Origin of the sequence: Desulfovibrio sp. An276, assembly GCF_002159665.1 — a bacterium.
Classification (GTDB): domain Bacteria; phylum Desulfobacterota; class Desulfovibrionia; order Desulfovibrionales; family Desulfovibrionaceae; genus Desulfovibrio; species Desulfovibrio faecigallinarum.
This window is the reverse complement of record NZ_NFJC01000031.1, coordinates 1-16218: the sequence shown is the minus strand read 5'-3', so window position 1 is coordinate 16218 and position 16218 is coordinate 1. Positions and strand designations below refer to the sequence as shown.

Sequence of the window (16218 nt, the reverse complement as noted above, 5' to 3'; positions counted from 1 at the left end):
TGTGCGCCGGCATCGCGATTTTCATATCAAAGGGGCATTGCACCATGAAAGTTGATCGTTGCAGGTGGCATGGGCTCACAGCCTGTCTTTTGGCTCTTTGTGTTGTTCTTTTGCTGGGCGTTGCAGGCAGTGACGCGTGTGTTGCACAGGGCCACGGGCATGGCGCAGGACACGGCTACATCTGGGACGAACACGACACGAGGGATCCGCGCAGCTGCCTTGCAGCCATGAGCAACGCCATAGAGACGAGCGACGCTGCGGCCTTTGACAAGCGCGTGGACATCCAGGGTATTGCAAGGACAATCTTTTTCGAGCTTGAGAAGGCCTCAAACGACGAACAGCTTTCAAGATGGCTGCCACCGGTGGTCACCTTCATGGCAAGCCAGGGGGCTTTGACCAATTCCCTCACCATCGGCTTTCTGACAGGAGAAGTCAGGGAATTTGTCCTTTACGGCGTGGGCAGTGGCGCCTTTGCCGGCAGCATGACCAGGGAATACGAGAGTTCGAGCATACTGGCCCCGCTCTTTTCCATGGTGTCCATGGGCAGGAAGGAAATACGCGAGGTGGGGGTGCCAAAGCGCGTGGACAGGGGCAAGATGCGTCTTTCCTTTTCCGTCTACGACTACGACAACGGCAATACCTACGCAGTGCAGGGCATATTTTCCTCTGTTTCCGATGGCTGGCAGCTCACGGGCATCGAGAACGTGCGCGATCTGATCATACAGATAGGCGTAGAGTCCCAGGAGGGCATGGTCTAGCCTTGCGCAACCAGGCTGGGACAAAGGGCTGGCCCGGAGAAACAGGACTGCTTGAGCGGAAACATTCCCATATGGGGGAATAGTACGACCGAACAACCAGTTCTTCTGTTTCAGAACCGGTGTCTTGGAAGACACCGGTACATGAAAGATTATCAGCAAAAGGCAGCTACTTTTGCAGAGCTTCTATCTCGCTGACTGAAAGTCCTGTATATTTTGGGATTTGTTGTATGGGGACATTGTCGGACAGCATGGTACGGGCAACTTTTGCTATTCCCTTGGCTTCACCTGTGGTCTCAGCAGCTGCGAGTTCAGATACCCGCTCCATGATGGCTTTTTCCCTTTGCCAGTAGTCGCGCATCTGATCAGGATTGGCAATGAATCTCTTTTCAGCCTCCAATGCGGCATGAATATTGGGATCCAACATGGCATACTCCTCAACTTCTGCTGAATTTTTGTTTGCAAAAAATGCAATCCAGCGCTCAAGACTGTTGCTTGCCTTTCTTTTCAGTGCATTCCATTTTGGAAGTTCGATAAAGAAAAGCCTCATATCTTCCGTGAATGGTTTGCCTGTTGCAGAAACAATGGGCTGAGCATCGCTAATGTAGTGTGAACTATCGGGGATAAAATTGAAGTCCATGACTTCTATAACATAAGCTGGACGAAGTCTGTAATAGTCCTCTCCTCTTTGTATTTGGTTACTATAGAGCTTCGCCCAATAGTACATGATACGCCTGTCCAAACACTTTTGGCTTTGGGCTTGTACCTCTATGTTGAGTACCATACCCTCGGACGTCTTGGCCCGCAAGTCGAGCCGGACTTCCTTGCCGTCGTAATGATCTGGAGGAAGCTCACTTGGGAGAAGATCAATGGAGATGGCAGCCTTGCCGGCTCAGGGGGCACCCTGCTGGGCTACTGTAGTTTGTCCTCAGGAAAATAGCCGGTACTTGTGAGCAGAGTTCCCAGAGTGTGCGCAAGACAGTGTGAGACCACAGAGGTTGTATCTATGTCCAGATCCCCTGATGCATCAGTCTGACGCAATACAAGCGGGAAAATGAGATCGTCAAAAAAAGAAATGATTGCGTAGTGTTATCGACGTTTTTTGCCTTCTAGACTCCGAAAGATTTGCCCCTGCCAAGTAGCTGCGCGGTGGCAGGGGCACTTGGGAGTAGGCACGGAATTCTGGGCACAGCAGCAGTACGGTCCAAGTTCCAGGTCCCTTGATGCATCGACGATACGCAATACAAGCGGGAAAAATGAAAACATCGAAAAGAAAAATGATTGCGGATTGTTGCCGACGGATTTTGTCTTTCAAATTTCGAAACCCAAAGCGCTACAATGGGGATAAGGCGAAAAAAACAATGCCCATAAAAGAGAAATGATCGCAAACAGTTGTCGACGAATTTTACCCTCAGGACTCCGAAACATTTGTCCCTGCCCCTGAAGCACACGGGGACAAGGGATGCCACCAGCAAAAAAGGGAAGATCCTGCGATCTTCCCTTTTTGTGCTACCCCTGACCTTGGGGACTGCGTCTTTGGTTATCTGTAGAGGCCTGCCTTTTCCATATCCTGCACGAGCTTGTCGTGGAGATCACGCATCTGATTGCGCAGATCCAGGAATTCTCTGGCGGTCTTGTCCACTTCGGCCTTGCTGGCATTTGTGGAATTTTCCAGGGCGCGCAGTTCTGCGCGCTTTATGAACATCTGGTCACGCAAGGGCTCTGCCTTGGCATTGAAGTCGTCTACGAGCTTGTCATATGTCTTGCGCTGTTCGGGGGAGAGGTTGGCAGCGTAGCCTTTGTTCCAGCCGCGGTGGTGGTAGCCACGGTAGTCGCCTCTCTCGCCGTAGTATGGGCAGTTGCCGTGCCAGCCGCCGTGGTGCCAGCCGCGATGGTAGCCGTGTCCATAGCCTCTGCCCTCACCGGGACCGTAGCCGGGGCACTCGTAGCCGCCCCTGGGGCCGTAGCAGTCGCCGCGCCATGCTTCTGCGCTTGTGGGGGATGCGAGCAGTCCTGCTCCGAGAATACCGGCTGCGAGTGCGGGGACGATGAAGATCTTCTTGCTGGACGTCATGGTTGTATCTCCTTGTGATTTGCCTTTCTGGCTCTATGTCTGGTTGTCTTGTGGTGCCTGGTCCCGGAGTTCCCGGTCTCAGTGGTTTGTCTTGGAAGATTTGCCTTGGAAGGAGAGCCTGTTCGCTCTGTTGTTTTGAATAATGCACAAGGTGTGCCATTTTGCCAAAACTTTGGAAAAATCCGCCTGTATGGCCGCTTTTTGTGGTATTGCAGAAGAGAGTGGGCAAAATCCGTACACAAGGCAGGATGCCTGGTGTTCAGCAGCTGCACAGGCGAAAAAGGTGTGTGCTCACTTTGTTGACAGGGGGAGACTCAAAGGGGATTGCCTGGCTTGTCTCTTGCCCGTATCGGCCCAAAAAAGCAGAGCGGGGCCACGCGCATGTGCATGGTCCCGCTTCACAAAGGATATCCGGAGTTCCTATTCCCCGGATGAGGCTCTTGCTGCGCGCTGCCTCTTTTCCTCAACTGCCAGGCGTACCCTGTCCAGGGTGAAGCACAGGCCGCTCACGAGGGCCATAAGGGCTGCTGCAGAGATGACGGCCTGATAGCCAAGACCCAGGTTCATGATGGTGCCACCAAGAAGAGGCGAGAAGACGCCTGCCGCGTCAAACATGAGCATCATGAGATTGGAGTTCACTGTCCTCGTCTCCGGCGTAGAACGGTTGTAGATGACCGAGGCCATGAGCGGATAGAGCAGGGAAATGGAAATGCCGTAGAGAATGACCGCCGGGATGTAGAGCCAGGTTGGAGCGTAGCAGATGATGGCAAGGCTTGTGGCAAGGGTACAGGCCACAACGGGCACGATGCGGTAGCGGGGCAGGGTGTCGAGCCTGTTTGAGCCTATCACGCGTACGATCATGATGGTGACCGTATAGTAGAAGAAGAACTTGGCCGGATCCGTGCCGGTGACGCTGCACAGGCCCTTCATGAAGAAGATGCAGGTCTGGGTGACCAGACTGAAGGTCAGGAGGGCAGCAAAGACAAGGCCAAGGCCGGAGTGGGTGACGCCGCGCACGATGCCCTTTGTGTAGTTTGCGAAATCAGCCTGGGCAGAGGAGGAGATCTCCGGTTTCTTCAGCTTTGGCGCAAGAAGGATGGTCATGACAAGACAGGGGATGAGCAGGGCACTTGTCCAGGCAAAGAGTTTTGCCTCGCCACCAACCAGGGGAAGGAGAAGCTCGCCTACGCTTGGCAAAAGCGCGTAGGGCAAAAGGCCTGTGAGGGAGAAGAGCGCAAAGCCCCTGGCGCTTTGCCCTGGCGGGATGCACTCGACCAGAAGGGAGATGACGCAGGAGGAGAAGATGGCCAGGAAAAAGCCCTGCACAAGGCGCAGGATCAAAAGATACCACTCGAAAAGCGGAGAGGTGGGGTCGAGGTACTGATAGGCCAAAAGCACGCCAGAGGAGATGAGCAGCGAGACCAGGACTGCCGGCAGTTTGTTGAATCTCAGCATGTAGACGCTGGCAAGGGGTCTTGTGACCATGACCATGCCGAAGAGGGCGCCAAGAAGAAGCCCTCGCCAGTCTGGCGCAACGGCAAGGCCTTCGAGCCACTGCTCGAAGCAGTAGTAGACGGCAAGGTAGCAGTTGCTGAACAGGACAAGAAAGAAGAGCAGGACAAAGTCGAGGCTCAAGAGCTTCTGTCCTGCGGATCTGGCGGTGGGGGCTGCAGTCTTTCTTTTGCGGGAAAACATGAGGTCAGTCCTGCAAGGTAGGTATTCGCTGAAGGTACGGGGCGTCTCGCCCCTTTGGGGTTAGTAGTGGGTCGGGCGCCGCCTTGGGATCAGGCCGTCCAGGGTAAAGAGGGTGCCGCAGACAAGGATCATGATGCCCGCAACAGTGATGACAGCGTGGTAGTCAAAGCCCATGGAGAGGACGGCACTACCCAGCATGGGGGAAACGAGCGCGGACATGTCGAAGGTGAGCATCATGATATTGGAGTTTACGGTACGCGTCCTTGGCGTCGAGCGGTTGTAGACCACAGAGGCCGTGAGCGGATAGAGGAGGGCCAGGGAAACGCCGTAGAGAATCGTTGCCGGAACGTAGGCCCACAAGGGGCCCCAGGCTATGACAAAGACTCCGAGAGCCATGGTGCAGGCCACGATGGGCACGATGCGGTAGCAGGGAAGCCTGTCCAGATGCCTGCTGCCGAAGACGCGCACCAAAATGATGGTCATGGTGTAGAAGAAGAAAAAGGAGGCGGGATTTCCCCCTGTCAGGGTGCACAGGCCCTTGATGAAGAAGATGCAGGTGCTTGTGCCAATGGAGAAGGACACCATGGAGGCGTAGACAAGGCCAAGACCCGAGTGGGTGACACCGAGCGCGAGCCTTCCCACATACTGGCGAAAATCCGTGTGCCTGCGCTGGGTAAGCTCGGGCTTTTTGAGGCGTGGGGCGAGAAGGCCTGTCATAATGAGACAGGGAATGAGCAAAAGGCCTGTGAGCGCGTAGAGATGGGGTTCATCCCCGACTACGGTGAGCAGGTATTCGCCAAGGGAGGGAATGATGCCATAGGGCAGAAGAAAGGTGATGGAAAAGAGGGCAAAGCCCCTGGCGCTTTGCCCTGGGGGAATGCAGCTCACAAGAACGGAAACGACACTTGTGGAAAAAAGGGCCAGGAAGGTTCCCTGAAGGATGCGAAGGCCAAGCAGGGTCCACTCGAAGAGGGGTGAGGAAGGATCGAGGTACTGGTAGCTGAAGAGCACGCCCGAGCTGACAAGCAGGGAGGCAATGACGACAGGCAGCTTGTTGCGCTTCAAGAGAAAGACTATGGCGCAGGGACGCGCGACAAGGAGGGTTCCGAACAGGATGCCAAGCAGAAGGCCTCGCCAGTGCGGATCAACTGCGACCTTCACAAGCCACTGCTCGAAGCAGTAGTAGACGGCAAGGTAGCAGTTGCTGAAAAGGGCAAGAAAGAAGAGCAGGACAAAGTCCAGGGTCAGCAGCTTTTGGGTGTCCGGGGTTTGATTTGTTTGCGAGGGCATACAGTCACCGCGAAGGTTTTGTGCCGGCTGTCAAGCGAAAGGGGCAGGCCCGAGGCGACGCTTCTGATCCGGCACGAGGAGGCTTGTGATTCACTATGCGCCTTCCCGCACATGAAGGCAACGGGGCCCAAGAAAAATCTTTGCCAGTGTTTGGGTGCGCAGTCAGCATGTACAGCGTATGTCCTTGAAAAGAAAGAAATCCTTCCCCCTGTTTTCTAGCCAAAGACGTGCTGGACAAGCACCATGTAGCACACTGTGCCACCTGCTATGGAGAGCATCATGTTGCGCTTCCAAAGATGCAGGCCAATGACGAGGAGCGAGGCCAGAAGTTCCGGGAGCCCGTGCGATCCAGAGAGGATTGTGGTATCCTTGAGGCTGTAGACCACAAGCATGGCAAAGACTGCGGCAGGCAAAACGCGGCCAAGGTAGCGGATGGAGTCCGGTGTCTTGCGCCCGCCGGAAAAGAGCAGAAAAGGCAGGAAACGTGTCATCATGGTGCCGAGGACGACCATGGCGATTGTGCAGATCTGTTCCGTGGGTGTCACGAGAAAAGCCTCCCCCTTTCCAGGGCAGGGCGAAGCGCTATCAGGACAAGCAATATGCCCAGCATGGAGGGTATGAGAAAGTCCTGCGGGCCAAAGAGGACAAGGCAGGGAATGCAGACAGCGTAGCCTGCAAGGCCGCTTGCGTGGCTTTCCTCGCGCAGGAACTGATCGAGATAGATGACAATGAACATGGCTGTGAGCACAAAACCCAGGCCTTTTGTGTCAAAGGGTATGAAGGAGCCAAAGAGCCCCCCGAGTGTCGCCCCCGAGACCCAGTATATCTGGTTGAACAGGGTCACGAAAAAGTAGAACCAGCCCCTGTCCACGCCCTCGGGAACGCGGGTCGAGTAGTTGATGGAAAAGGTCTCGTCGCACAGCCCGAACATGAGATAGTGCTTCTTCACCCCCATGCCACGGTACTTCTCAAGCATGGAAAGGCCATAGAAGAGATGGCGGGCGTTCACCATGAGCGTCAGCCCCAGGGCCTGCAGGGGAGAGAAGGCCCCAAGCAGCAGGTTCACGGCCACAAATTCCATGGAGCCGGCAAAGACAGTTGCGCCAATGAGCATGGGATACCAGAAGCTGAAGCCCGAGGCGTGCATGTAGACGCCATAGGTAATTCCAAGGAAAAGAAAGGCCGCAAGAATGGGCAGTGTTTTGGGAAACGCTGCCCGCATGGCCAGGCACAGGACACGTTTGTCCGGCATTGCTGACTCCGTGAGCGCAAGGCTTTTGAGGGACAGGGAAAAAGACCGTCCGAAAAAGGGTGTTTTCCGGACGGTGCGAGAGGGCCCCCCCCTGCCTGGAAAGGTCCAGGGCAGGGGCGCTGCACTATGTCGGTCTAATGGTAGTCGCCGTTCAGGAAGTTGGAGGCAAACTTTGTGACAGCTTCCTCGCTTGTCATGAGCATGTCCATTTGCCTTGTCATGATGAGCAGGCGGCCAAGCTGATCCAGACGCTGCATGATGTCCGCGCGCGGGTACTTCTGGTACCTTGCCTGCACACGGTCCGCTATGACCGAGACCCTGAAGCCGAGTTCCTTCAGGATGATGCCTATGCAGCGGACCCTGCGCTGGCGCTGCACGGATCCTGCGGCACCGCCAGCGAACTCGAAGCGTATGTAGTTCTTGCTCACCGTGGCGCTGCACCAGCAGTCCAGGATGGCGTAGTGGTAGCCCACACGGGAGGAGAAGTTCAAATACTTGTCCGAGACGATGGCGTAGCTGTGATCGCCAAAGCGCTCGGCCGTGTTGGCGCTCATCATGGTGTTGCCCATGACGGACATGAAGCCGCGCATGTTCACGGGACGCGGGCCGTTGGCCTGGACTGTGGGGTTGAGCATGCCCTCGAGCAGGGTGCGCAGGGGCGAGGGATCCGTTACCTCGTCGATCCTGGCAGTGCGTTTGAGCGGATCCTTGAGGCCGCCGCCAAGGTCTATGATGTAGAGATCGAGGGGGATGGGGCCGGAAAAGCTCGTGGCAGCCGTATCCTTGCCCTCGGACACAGTGTCCGAAAGCAGGAACATCTCGTTGTAGGACTTTTCGTGGATAAAGCGCATGACGTCGTGCAACGACGTGCAGTTTTCCGGCGAGAAGGTTTCGGCTCGCGGATCAATGAGATGCAGGGGCAGGATGTAGGGGGCCATGCGGCGCATCATGACCGTGGCGGGCGTGTTCGCAACAGGCGGCCTTGAAATGTGCAGTTCGAGAAGCTCGGGGATTTCACCGTTGAAGACGCGTCCCTTCAGGGCGTCCACAGTGACAAGTTGATCCTCCTCGAGAAGCATGGTGGCTCCGGGAGCGTTGATGAGGGTCGGCACCCCGTATTCGCGACAGACCGAGGCCATGTGGCCCGTGAGGGAGCCCACCTCTGCCACGATGGCGCAGGCGCGCTGCATGGCAACAGTTGCGTTGGAGGAGGAGTGCGTCATGACCAGCACGTAGCCTTCCGGGAAATGGGTCATGTCCTCGTCCGGGTCCATGATCATGACCCTGCCGCAGGCAACACCTCTGGCAGCCACCTCGGCCTGGGAGATGACGGGACGGATCTTTTCGAGTTCCGGAGCGCGCACGTCCTCGCTTGTGGTGTCAAAGCCCATGGGCCTTGTCTGCAAAAAGTAGAGGCGCTCGTCCTCGTCGAGGGCCCATTCAATGTCCTGGGGATACTGGTAGTGGTGCTCGAACTCCACGGCAGCCTTGGCTATGGCCTGGACCTGTTCCCGTGTCAGACAGGGCAGGTTTTGCAAAAGCTCCTCCACCTCGTGCACGTGGGGGGAGATGGTGCCGTCCGGGTTCTTGTCCAGCATGACCTTGGTGAGCTTGCCCACTATGGTCTCTCTCGTAATCTTGTGCGTTGCCCTTGAGACAAGCCACTGGTCCGGAAGCGCAGAGCCGTCCGCCACTGCCTCGCCAAGGCCCCAGACGCCGTTTATGAGCACGTCGTTGGAGCGCAGGTTCACTGGGTGGCGCGAGTAGGCAACGCCTGCAGCCTTGGCCTTGATCATCTGCAGGCAGCACATGGCCATGCCGTAGGTGCTGAGCTCGTAGCCGTTGGTCAGCCTGTAGGCTATGGCACGCGGGGAATAGAGGCTTGCCAGGACCTTCTTGAAGGAGTCGAGCAGAGTGCCCCTTGTGACGCCGAGGATGGAAAGGTACTGGCCTGCAAAGGACTGGACACCGTCCTCGGCAATGGCGCTCGAGCGCAGGGCCACTGGATAGTCCGGGTCCTTGCCGAAGGCCTTGTCGTAGGTGACAAGCAGGGCCCGCTCCACTTCCTCCGGCAGGGGCGTTGCCATGATGAGCTCGTAGATCTCATCGCTTGTGCGCTGGATGCTCTGGGGATGGTCGATGTCCACCTGGGCAAGGCTTTTCTGCATGGCCGTGAACAGGCCCTTGTTGCGATTGATGAAGAGCTGGGCAGCCCTGGTGGTGATGGCAAAGCCCCTGGGCACGGGCATTTCCAGCATGTTGTGTATCTCACCAAGGTTCGCGTTCTTGGCACCCACGCTGTAGGTCATGGATGCGTCGACCTCGGACAGCGGCAGGGTGAGCTCCGTGACATCGCCAGGAGTGTAGGAGGCAAGCTCGTTTTTGATATGGTTGCAGATATTGTCGAGCACCGGAGCCAGGGCAGGATAGCGGTCGTTGGAGAGCTTGCTTAAGCTTTCGCTCATGGTGCGCACGCTGACCATGGCACGCATGATTTCGTGGCGTATCTGGTCCGTATCCAGACTCTTGCTGCCGTGGTAGACAGTGTCCAGCGTAGCCATGATCTTGGCTATGTCCGCGTTGGCCTGCAAAAGATCCTTGAAGGAAGCGTATCTGGTATGGAATTCGGCCAGGGCCTGTTCCCTGGCTGCGCTTTTGCGCCTGAACAGTTTCTGGAAGAAGGAGTAGGCCATGTGAAGTACCTTGCTGTGATCCTGGTGTATTGGTGTCCCTGGCGGAGAGGCCTCTTTTCGTCTGCAGACCCGCCCCTTGGGAGGAAAATTTGTGTATGTTGCCAGTGCTCTAGCGATCTACGCGGATGTCCAGGCGATCCCTGTCCTCGGAGAGGATGACGCGGCAGGAGGATGGCTTGGCTTTCAGGTCGACAACGATGCGGGTGCGGTTGTCGTAGTGGCCGAGGCGCACGTTGGTCACAAGGGGATTGTCCGGTATGCCCGGAGCCTTCAAATCCTTGTAGGAGCCTGTGACGTCAATGACCACGCGGTCGGGGTTTTCCAAAAGCATCTGCCTGTAGCTGATGGTCGAGCCAAGGTTCAGGCGCACGGTGGCACCCTTGTCCCGGACAAGGACCACTATTTTGGGCTTTGCCTGCTTTTGCTCTTCCCTTGCAGCGGATTTTTCTGCAGCTTCCCTGTCCGCGGAAGTCTTGTCCTGGGGCGATTCGGCCTTTGCGGGCCTGGCCTGCCTTGCAGTCTCGGTCTTTGCCTGTGCCTTTGTTTCGGCCTGTGCGGACTTTGCGGGCTCGGACTTTGTCTCGGCCTGTGCCTGCTTTGCAGTCTCGGTTTTTGCCTGAGCCCTTGTCTCGGCCTGTGCGGACTTTGCAGCCTCGGACTTTGCCTCGGCCACAGTGGCTGCGGGCTTTGCGGCTTCGGACTTTGCCTCGGGCCTTGGCGCAACAGCCCCCCTGGCAACGGCATGGCTTTCCGAAGCCTGTTCCCTGGCAGTACTTTCTGTCCTCGCCGCGGGCTTGTCCGCAGCGGCTGTGTTTGCAGCTGCAAGAACAGGGGCCTTTGCGACCTCACCTGTGCCCTGGACATTGTCCAGAGCTGTTTTTGGGGCCGTATTGGGCGCAACAATGGGGGCACGCACGCTTGCCGTATTTTCCACTGCCTCTGGCAGGGCTGGCACTTCCTTCAGGTTTGCGCTCTTGGCAGCGCGCTCTGCTGCAAGATCCGGCAGGGCCGGAAGCTCGGTTTTGGGATTTTGCACTGCTTCGGGCTTTTGCGCGTTGTTGAACAGGACAAGGGCTGCGCCGAGAACGATCACTGCAGCTATGAGGCCAAGAATAGTCTTGTTCACTGAAGTTATCCTTTGTGTCCCGAAAAACGCGGGACACAGGCGAAAAAAACAAGGGCGAAAAAAGGCAGGGACTGAAGGGACGAAGAAGGGGGCTTTCTTTTGGCAAGGCGAAGCAAAGCCCCTTTTGTGCACCTTGCGCCATACGGGCAGGGCAACCGTCACGAAGCCTTGCAAATAGCACACAAGAGGGGAAAAGGCAAAAATCAGCACAGGGGGATTTTGCGAAAAACAGGGCTTATTACAGGCTATTGCCGGAAGATGGCAGGCATGTGGCTGAGGCCTGTAGCGCAGGCGTGCAGCGCCTGTATGCAGCAAAGGCATGGACAGCAGGGCCTGTGGGGAAAGGGGGTGCTGCCTGCGTATGCGCCTGCCGAAAATGCCTGTCCGAAATGCTTGCCGAAAAAATGGGCAATGGTGAAGCCTTGCGGGTGTGCGGACAATGAAAAAAGCCCTGTGCGTTGTCTTTTTGTTCCCGCTGCAGTATAGAAGGAGTCCGCCGGCAAAAACGCTTTTTTACGAACTTCCCCTTGAAAAGGCATGCCTTTGCCTGGCACACATGGATTTTTTTGCCATGGATTTGGGACAAATGGGAACAATTGGGGAAGGGAGAGAAGCCATGCACGAACTGGCCCTGGCCCAGGGCATGCTCGATATAGCCACAGAGGAGCTTTCCCGGCACAACTGCAAGCGGCTGACGCTCTTGCGCGTGAACGTGGGTGCCATGTCCGGCGTTGTGCCCGAGTGTCTGGATTTTGCCTTCTCCTCGCTTGTTCAGGGAACAGTGCACGAGGGAGCAAGGCTCGAGATCGTGAAGATCCCCCTGAAGCTCAAGTGCATCTGCGGCGAAGAATTTGAGGCAGACAATGGCCCCTTTGACCTTCCTGCCTGCCCGAAGTGCGGCGAGGTCATTGGTCACAGGGTTCTCGCAGGCAAGGAAATGCAGGTGGACTGGATAGAAGGGGAGTAGGTCAGGGCAAGGCCCTATATCTTCACCCCATCCCATACAAGAATCAGGACAACGCAAGGCCTCGCGTCTTGCGAACAACAAGCAAGGAGCACGATATGCAGATTCCCGTGGTGCGCAATGTGCTTGAGGCCAACGAAAAGCTGGCCCAGGTGGTGCGCGAACGCGTTCGGGGCATTCTGACCCTCAACCTCATTTCTTCCCCTGGTGCCGGCAAGACTACCTTGCTCGAGCGCACCCTGACGGATCTCTCCTCCGAGTTCAAGATGGCTGTCATCGAGGGCGATCTGCAGACCGACAACGACGCAAGGCGCGTCGCTGCCACAGGCGTGCAGGCCGTGCAGATCGACACTGACGGCGGCTGCCATCTGGACAGCAAGCTTGTCCTGCAGGCCATGGATCACCTGGACATGGAGGGGCTCGACATCCTCTTCATCGAAAATGTGGGCAACCTTGTCTGCCCCACGGAATTCGATCTGGGCGAGGACGCCAAGGTGGGCATCCTCTCCGTGACCGAAGGCGACGACAAACCGGAAAAATACCCCCTCCTCTTCAATCTTGCCAAGGCCCTTGTGCTGAACAAGGTGGATCTGCTCCCCTACGTGAACTTTGACGTGGAGCGCGCAGTGACCTTTGCGCGCCGCCTCAACAAGGACTTGCCTGTCTTCCAGGTGTCCTGCACCAAGGGCGAGGGCCTGAAGGACTGGTACACCTGGCTGCGTGCCCAGGTGAAGCTGAAGAAGGCCGGATAGCACAGGATTTTTTTGAAATGCAGGTGCTGCCCTGGGGCCCCACGTTGGGTCCAGGGCAGCACTTTTTTTGAGGCCCATGGCAGACAAAAAAACGCTGCCTTCCAAAGAGGAAGACAGCGTGAAGGGCTTTGGTTGCGGGCTGTGGTTTTGAGAAGAGCTCTTTAGGGCATTTCCTCCATGTCGTAGGCGGAGATATCCAGAATAAGTGTATCCGAATCCCTGTGCAGGGAGACTGTGAAAAGCTGTGTGTTCACGCTCTGCATGTCCTCGCTGGCAAGCTTTGCCATAAGGTCCTTTGGCGCAAACATGATGGAGCCAATGCCGCGGCCCTGCTTCAAAAAGGTCGAGGTGCAGGCGCGCAGGATCTCGTCCCTGGTCTCCTGGGTGAAGTTGACCATATCCGAGAAGGTGAGCTCCATGCCCGGGAAGGTGGCCTGCCAGGCAACGTAGCCCAGGCTGTTCAAGGCCTCGTGCACTGCCTTAAGGTTTGCGGGTGTCAGCTTTTGCCTCAGCTCCACGTTCTCAAGGACAGCGTTTTCCAGATCCTCGCCCCTGTCCGTATTGGCGTAGAGTCTGGCGCTCCAGGCAATGTTGGCAAAGCCCAGGGTAGCCAGATAGACGTCCTCTTCCATGGTGTAGAAGTTTTGCAAAAGACCGCAGGCGTCCTTCATGGTCATGCCTGCCTTGAAGCCGTTGATGGAGCACACAGGGGCTGCGTTCGGGGCAGGAAGAAGGCTCTTGCTGTCGCCTTTCCTGTGTTCGGAGCTCTTGTCCCTGTTTGTGACAATCAGGCAGTTTTCATGGGCAGAGCAAAGGGTGAGGCTTTGCACGGCATCGAGATTCACATCCTCCCAGGTGTCGAGTACAAGGCCCAGGTCCAGGCGAATCTGGGCCCGGCCTCCGGGATTTTCCAGCTCGTCCTCGCCGCCCGGGCCAAGATCGAGTCTGGCAAAGGAGGCAGTCTTGCCGTCCGAGATGCGGATGGCGACCAGATCCCTGTGGCTCTGGTTTCTGACAAGAAAGGTAGCCGGTTCGTCGTTTGCGGCCTGCTGTGCCCTGCCCTGTTTTGCCTCTGCAGGCAGAGCAAGGGATGTGCTTACGATCAGCGCCAGCGCGAGAAAAAACCTGAACATTTTGACCTCTTGGTTGGGGAAGAATGACAGCGTGCAGGATAGCCAAGGATGGCGTGCTTGCCAAGATCCCTGTCAAAGCTTAAGTAGGGGGCACGTGGGCTTTTGGCTAGTCCCCCTGCCCCCAAAAGTCCCCTTGCACGCGATATTTTCTTCCAAAAAAGCGAGGAACACTCACCCCATGTCCCAGCCCCCGCACAACACATTCGAAAAGGTCAAGGACTCCCCTGCCGGGGAGGCCGAAACTTTTGGCGAAGTCCGGCAAGGTATCCGGATGCGGCCGCAGAGCAGGGGCGTGCAGCTAACAGGGCAGCGCTTCTTTGGCTGTCTCTTCCTTTTGTTCGTAGCCATGCTTGTGGTGTACATGGCTGGTGTCATGGTTGGCCGCCATCAGCTGGACAGGGAACTTCTTTGGGCAGAGACAATGCCCCAGGAAAAGAGCGAGGAGAGCACAAAGCCCCAGGACACTGGAGGGGAAGAGGAGGCATCGCAGGAAGGGAGTGCAGATGGATCGCGCATCCTGAAGCCGCAGGAGCTGGCCTTTTCGAGATTTTTGCGTGCTGCGCCAGGCGAGAAGGTGAGTGAGCCAATGCCTTTGGAAAACTTCAAGCCCTTTGTGCCTGCCACCAACAGTACCACCGTGGTACAGGTGCCCATGGCCCCTGGCATGAGCCCTGCCACGGCTGGCGGTGGCCCTCCGGAAAAGCCGGAGACTGCTGCCGAGCTCTATGACTTTGTCTTCCAGGTCGCGGCCTTCAGATCTTCTGCGGACGCGGAAGAAACGCGTATTCAGCTTGAGGCAGAGGGTTTTCGCTCGCGCCTTGAGAAGAACGGGCGCCTGCACATCGTGCTTCTGCTCTCCAGAGGTCCTTTGAGCAGGATACACGAGATACGGGAAGTGACGGAAAGGCTGCACCTTGGAGCACCCATAGAGCGCAGCCGCAAGGCTGTCCTGCGGCCCATTGGTGTGCGATAGGGGCGTGTCGTTATCAATATATACTGCTACGCTTTGTTGCCGGCTTCCTGGCAAAGGGGTATGTGAGGAAACATATCCTGCAGGGAGGTTGGGCGATGAAGCGGGTATTTGTTTGTCTGGTTGTGGCGCTCATGGTGGCTCTGGGGCCTGTGGGCACGGGCTACGCCTTGTCTGATGCGGAATACAGGGAACTGTTGAAGGATCCCGATTTTCGTTTTGAGGATGCTCTGCTCGGCAAAGTCTGGAAACGTGTGTACGGATCACTGAGTGCAGCAGACAAGAAGATTTTGCTTGCGGATCAGCGCGACTGGCTGAAAAACAGACGAGATGCGTGTGCTGCGGACTATATGCGTCAAGGTATGGACAAGGTACATGCCTATTGCTGGGCGGTTAATGTGAGAACGCACGCGCTGCAGATGATAGAGGATGATAGTTTGGAACCGGTCATTGACATTGCTGCAGTGCCGGACAGTCTGTTACCACCCAATAGTCTGCAAAGACAGGACAACGCAGTCAGCAATGCAAGATCGGATGACTACAGAATCGATTAAGGAGAAAGGCAGACTTCCTGTATCTGATCACAATATTAGTAAGTTAAGTAACGTTAGGAGATTGGAGTCTGGCACAGGGAAGAAACTTTGTGCTAGGTTGAGCCATGGAAAACGATTTTTGCGCCATACTTGCCTCGCTTCCAGATGAGAAACAAGCACAGCAGCTCTCTCATGAAGGGCTGATCAAGATATATTGTGCTCACTATAGGTTCAGCTGCCAGCTGGCACAGGCAGTTGTGGGCATGCAAGCCCAGTTGGATTCTCTGCAAAAAAAGGTGGATCAACTGCAGGAAGAGAACAGGGAGTTGCGACGTAAACTGAACGCCAACTCTGATACCGCCGCCAGTATTCCTCCTTCCCAAGATACCTCTGGAAACGAGCGGCGTGACGCAAGGAAGGATGACAAGGACTGGCAGGAGGAACAGAGTCCCCAAATACCCCGGGTGCAGGATCCGAAAGTCATTGAGGAAGTCTTGCGAACCATGTCTGCCATAGCCACGTTTTCGCCGAAAGACGATGGGGAAGACTGGGATGAAAAGGAGATAGGGGGAGATATCATCGCAAGATGCCTGCCCGACGAGAGACTATCCATGGAGGATCTCCTGAGGCATCAGCTGGCATCTGCCCCTCTTGAGAAGAAGGATGTAGACGCTTCGTCATTGAGTCCGGCCCGACAGTTTCACTGGGATGAGCATGAAGTAGCCATACTGCTCGACACTGCGGAAAAAGTTGCCAGGAAAGAGCTTGAAAGGCCATATGCAGTCCGCCGGCTTTCGCAGATACTGCGCATGCGCCTTGCTGCCAAAAACTTTCCTCTTGATGAGAAAACTCGCAATGAGGCAGGGATACAGCGTGAAGCCTCCCCGCGCTTATGCGCGGGGCTTCCTCCCTTGGGACTCGGGAGGACTACCCTGCTTTCGATACGGGATGCGTCAGCACTGATCTGAAGATCAGACGCTC

15 protein-coding genes are annotated in these 16218 nt (G+C 56.4%); 6 read left to right on the top strand and 9 right to left on the bottom strand.

The genetic code is table 11. The features are described from left to right. The first annotated feature begins 44 nt into the window (after positions 1-44). The gene (locus B5F76_RS11295) at positions 45-758 is read left to right on the top strand and encodes a hypothetical protein (protein WP_087354617.1); all 714 of its coding nucleotides are present in this window, start codon (positions 45-47) and stop codon (positions 756-758) included. Between the two features lie 166 nt (positions 759-924). On the opposite strand, the gene B5F76_RS11290 is transcribed toward B5F76_RS11295, so the two are convergent. The 8 genes from B5F76_RS11290 to B5F76_RS11255 form a co-directional block, all read right to left on the bottom strand. Beyond that, entirely contained in the window at positions 925-1626 is a 702-nt protein-coding gene (locus tag B5F76_RS11290) for an Rpn family recombination-promoting nuclease/putative transposase (RefSeq protein WP_239407040.1), read from the bottom strand. A gap of 669 nt (positions 1627-2295) precedes the next feature. Continuing rightward, entirely contained in the window at positions 2296-2829 is a 534-nt protein-coding gene (locus B5F76_RS11285; RefSeq protein ID WP_087354613.1) for a Spy/CpxP family protein refolding chaperone, read from the bottom strand. 420 nt (positions 2830-3249) lie between these two features. Next, a complete protein-coding gene (locus B5F76_RS11280; protein WP_087354611.1) occupies positions 3250-4524 on the bottom strand; it encodes an MFS transporter in 1275 nt (424 codons plus the stop codon). A 60-nt stretch (positions 4525-4584) separates the two neighbouring features. Continuing rightward, positions 4585-5814, bottom strand: a complete 1230-nt coding sequence (locus B5F76_RS11275; RefSeq protein ID WP_087354609.1) for an MFS transporter — start codon at positions 5812-5814, stop codon at positions 4585-4587. Positions 5815-6029: 215 nt separating this feature from the next. After that, positions 6030-6359, bottom strand: a complete 330-nt coding sequence (locus B5F76_RS11270; RefSeq protein ID WP_275074604.1) for a branched-chain amino acid transporter permease — start codon at positions 6357-6359, stop codon at positions 6030-6032. Further along, positions 6356-7066 (bottom strand): AzlC family ABC transporter permease, encoded by a 711-nt coding sequence (locus B5F76_RS11265; protein WP_087354607.1) that lies wholly within the window; start codon positions 7064-7066, stop codon positions 6356-6358. The genes B5F76_RS11270 and B5F76_RS11265 overlap by 4 nt, the downstream gene beginning before the upstream one ends. Positions 7067-7200: 134 nt before the next feature. Next, positions 7201-9759, bottom strand: coding sequence for a PEP/pyruvate-binding domain-containing protein (locus tag B5F76_RS11260; protein WP_087354605.1), 2559 nt, complete (start codon positions 9757-9759; stop codon positions 7201-7203). Positions 9760-9868: 109 nt separating this feature from the next. Further along, positions 9869-10885, bottom strand: a complete 1017-nt coding sequence (locus tag B5F76_RS11255; protein ID WP_162608820.1) for an AMIN domain-containing protein — start codon at positions 10883-10885, stop codon at positions 9869-9871. A gap of 571 nt (positions 10886-11456) precedes the next feature. Here B5F76_RS11255 and B5F76_RS11250 point away from each other — a divergent pair. Both B5F76_RS11250 and hypB read left to right on the top strand, forming a co-directional pair. Beyond that, the gene (locus tag B5F76_RS11250) at positions 11457-11852 is read left to right on the top strand and encodes a hydrogenase maturation nickel metallochaperone HypA/HybF (protein WP_239407039.1); all 396 of its coding nucleotides are present in this window, start codon (positions 11457-11459) and stop codon (positions 11850-11852) included. Between the two features lie 95 nt (positions 11853-11947). Further along, entirely contained in the window at positions 11948-12601 is a 654-nt protein-coding gene (gene hypB / locus B5F76_RS11245; protein WP_087354601.1) for a hydrogenase nickel incorporation protein HypB, read from the top strand. A gap of 161 nt (positions 12602-12762) precedes the next feature. Here the strand turns inward: hypB and B5F76_RS14945 are convergent, their stop codons facing one another. Further along, on the bottom strand, positions 12763-13734 hold the full coding sequence (locus B5F76_RS14945) for a hypothetical protein (protein ID WP_087354599.1): 972 nt from the start codon (positions 13732-13734) through the stop codon (positions 12763-12765). 178 nt (positions 13735-13912) lie between these two features. On the opposite strand from B5F76_RS14945, the gene B5F76_RS14940 reads away from it, so the two are divergent. The 3 genes from B5F76_RS14940 to B5F76_RS11225 all read left to right on the top strand — a co-directional run bounded on the left by B5F76_RS14940 (position 13913) and on the right by B5F76_RS11225 (position 16205). Then, a complete protein-coding gene (locus tag B5F76_RS14940; RefSeq protein ID WP_087354597.1) occupies positions 13913-14707 on the top strand; it encodes an SPOR domain-containing protein in 795 nt (264 codons plus the stop codon). 95 nt (positions 14708-14802) lie between these two features. Next, positions 14803-15258, top strand: coding sequence for a lysozyme inhibitor LprI family protein (locus B5F76_RS11230; RefSeq protein ID WP_087354595.1), 456 nt, complete (start codon positions 14803-14805; stop codon positions 15256-15258). Between the two features lie 104 nt (positions 15259-15362). Then, positions 15363-16205, top strand: a complete 843-nt coding sequence (locus tag B5F76_RS11225) for a hypothetical protein (RefSeq protein WP_087354593.1) — start codon at positions 15363-15365, stop codon at positions 16203-16205. Positions 16206-16218 lie beyond the last annotated feature (13 nt).

Excerpts from the sequence above, each read along its gene's own strand:
- hypB (WP_087354601.1), top strand. The coding sequence starts at position 11,948 with ATGCAGATTCCCGTGGTGCGCAATGTGCTTGAGGCCAACGAAAAGCTG.
- B5F76_RS11260 (WP_087354605.1), bottom strand. The coding sequence starts at position 9,759 with ATGGCCTACTCCTTCTTCCAGAAACTGTTCAGGCGCAAAAGCGCAGCC.
- B5F76_RS14945 (WP_087354599.1), bottom strand. The coding sequence starts at position 13,734 with ATGTTCAGGTTTTTTCTCGCGCTGGCGCTGATCGTAAGCACATCCCTT.
- B5F76_RS11265 (WP_087354607.1), bottom strand. The coding sequence starts at position 7,066 with ATGCCGGACAAACGTGTCCTGTGCCTGGCCATGCGGGCAGCGTTTCCC.
- B5F76_RS11250 (WP_239407039.1), top strand. The coding sequence starts at position 11,457 with ATGGATTTGGGACAAATGGGAACAATTGGGGAAGGGAGAGAAGCCATG.
- B5F76_RS11280 (WP_087354611.1), bottom strand. The coding sequence starts at position 4,524 with ATGTTTTCCCGCAAAAGAAAGACTGCAGCCCCCACCGCCAGATCCGCA.
- B5F76_RS14940 (WP_087354597.1), top strand. The coding sequence starts at position 13,913 with ATGTCCCAGCCCCCGCACAACACATTCGAAAAGGTCAAGGACTCCCCT.
- B5F76_RS11230 (WP_087354595.1), top strand. The coding sequence starts at position 14,803 with ATGAAGCGGGTATTTGTTTGTCTGGTTGTGGCGCTCATGGTGGCTCTG.
- B5F76_RS11225 (WP_087354593.1), top strand. The coding sequence starts at position 15,363 with ATGGAAAACGATTTTTGCGCCATACTTGCCTCGCTTCCAGATGAGAAA.
- B5F76_RS11285 (WP_087354613.1), bottom strand. The coding sequence starts at position 2,829 with ATGACGTCCAGCAAGAAGATCTTCATCGTCCCCGCACTCGCAGCCGGT.
- B5F76_RS11295 (WP_087354617.1), top strand. The coding sequence starts at position 45 with ATGAAAGTTGATCGTTGCAGGTGGCATGGGCTCACAGCCTGTCTTTTG.
- B5F76_RS11275 (WP_087354609.1), bottom strand. The coding sequence starts at position 5,814 with ATGCCCTCGCAAACAAATCAAACCCCGGACACCCAAAAGCTGCTGACC.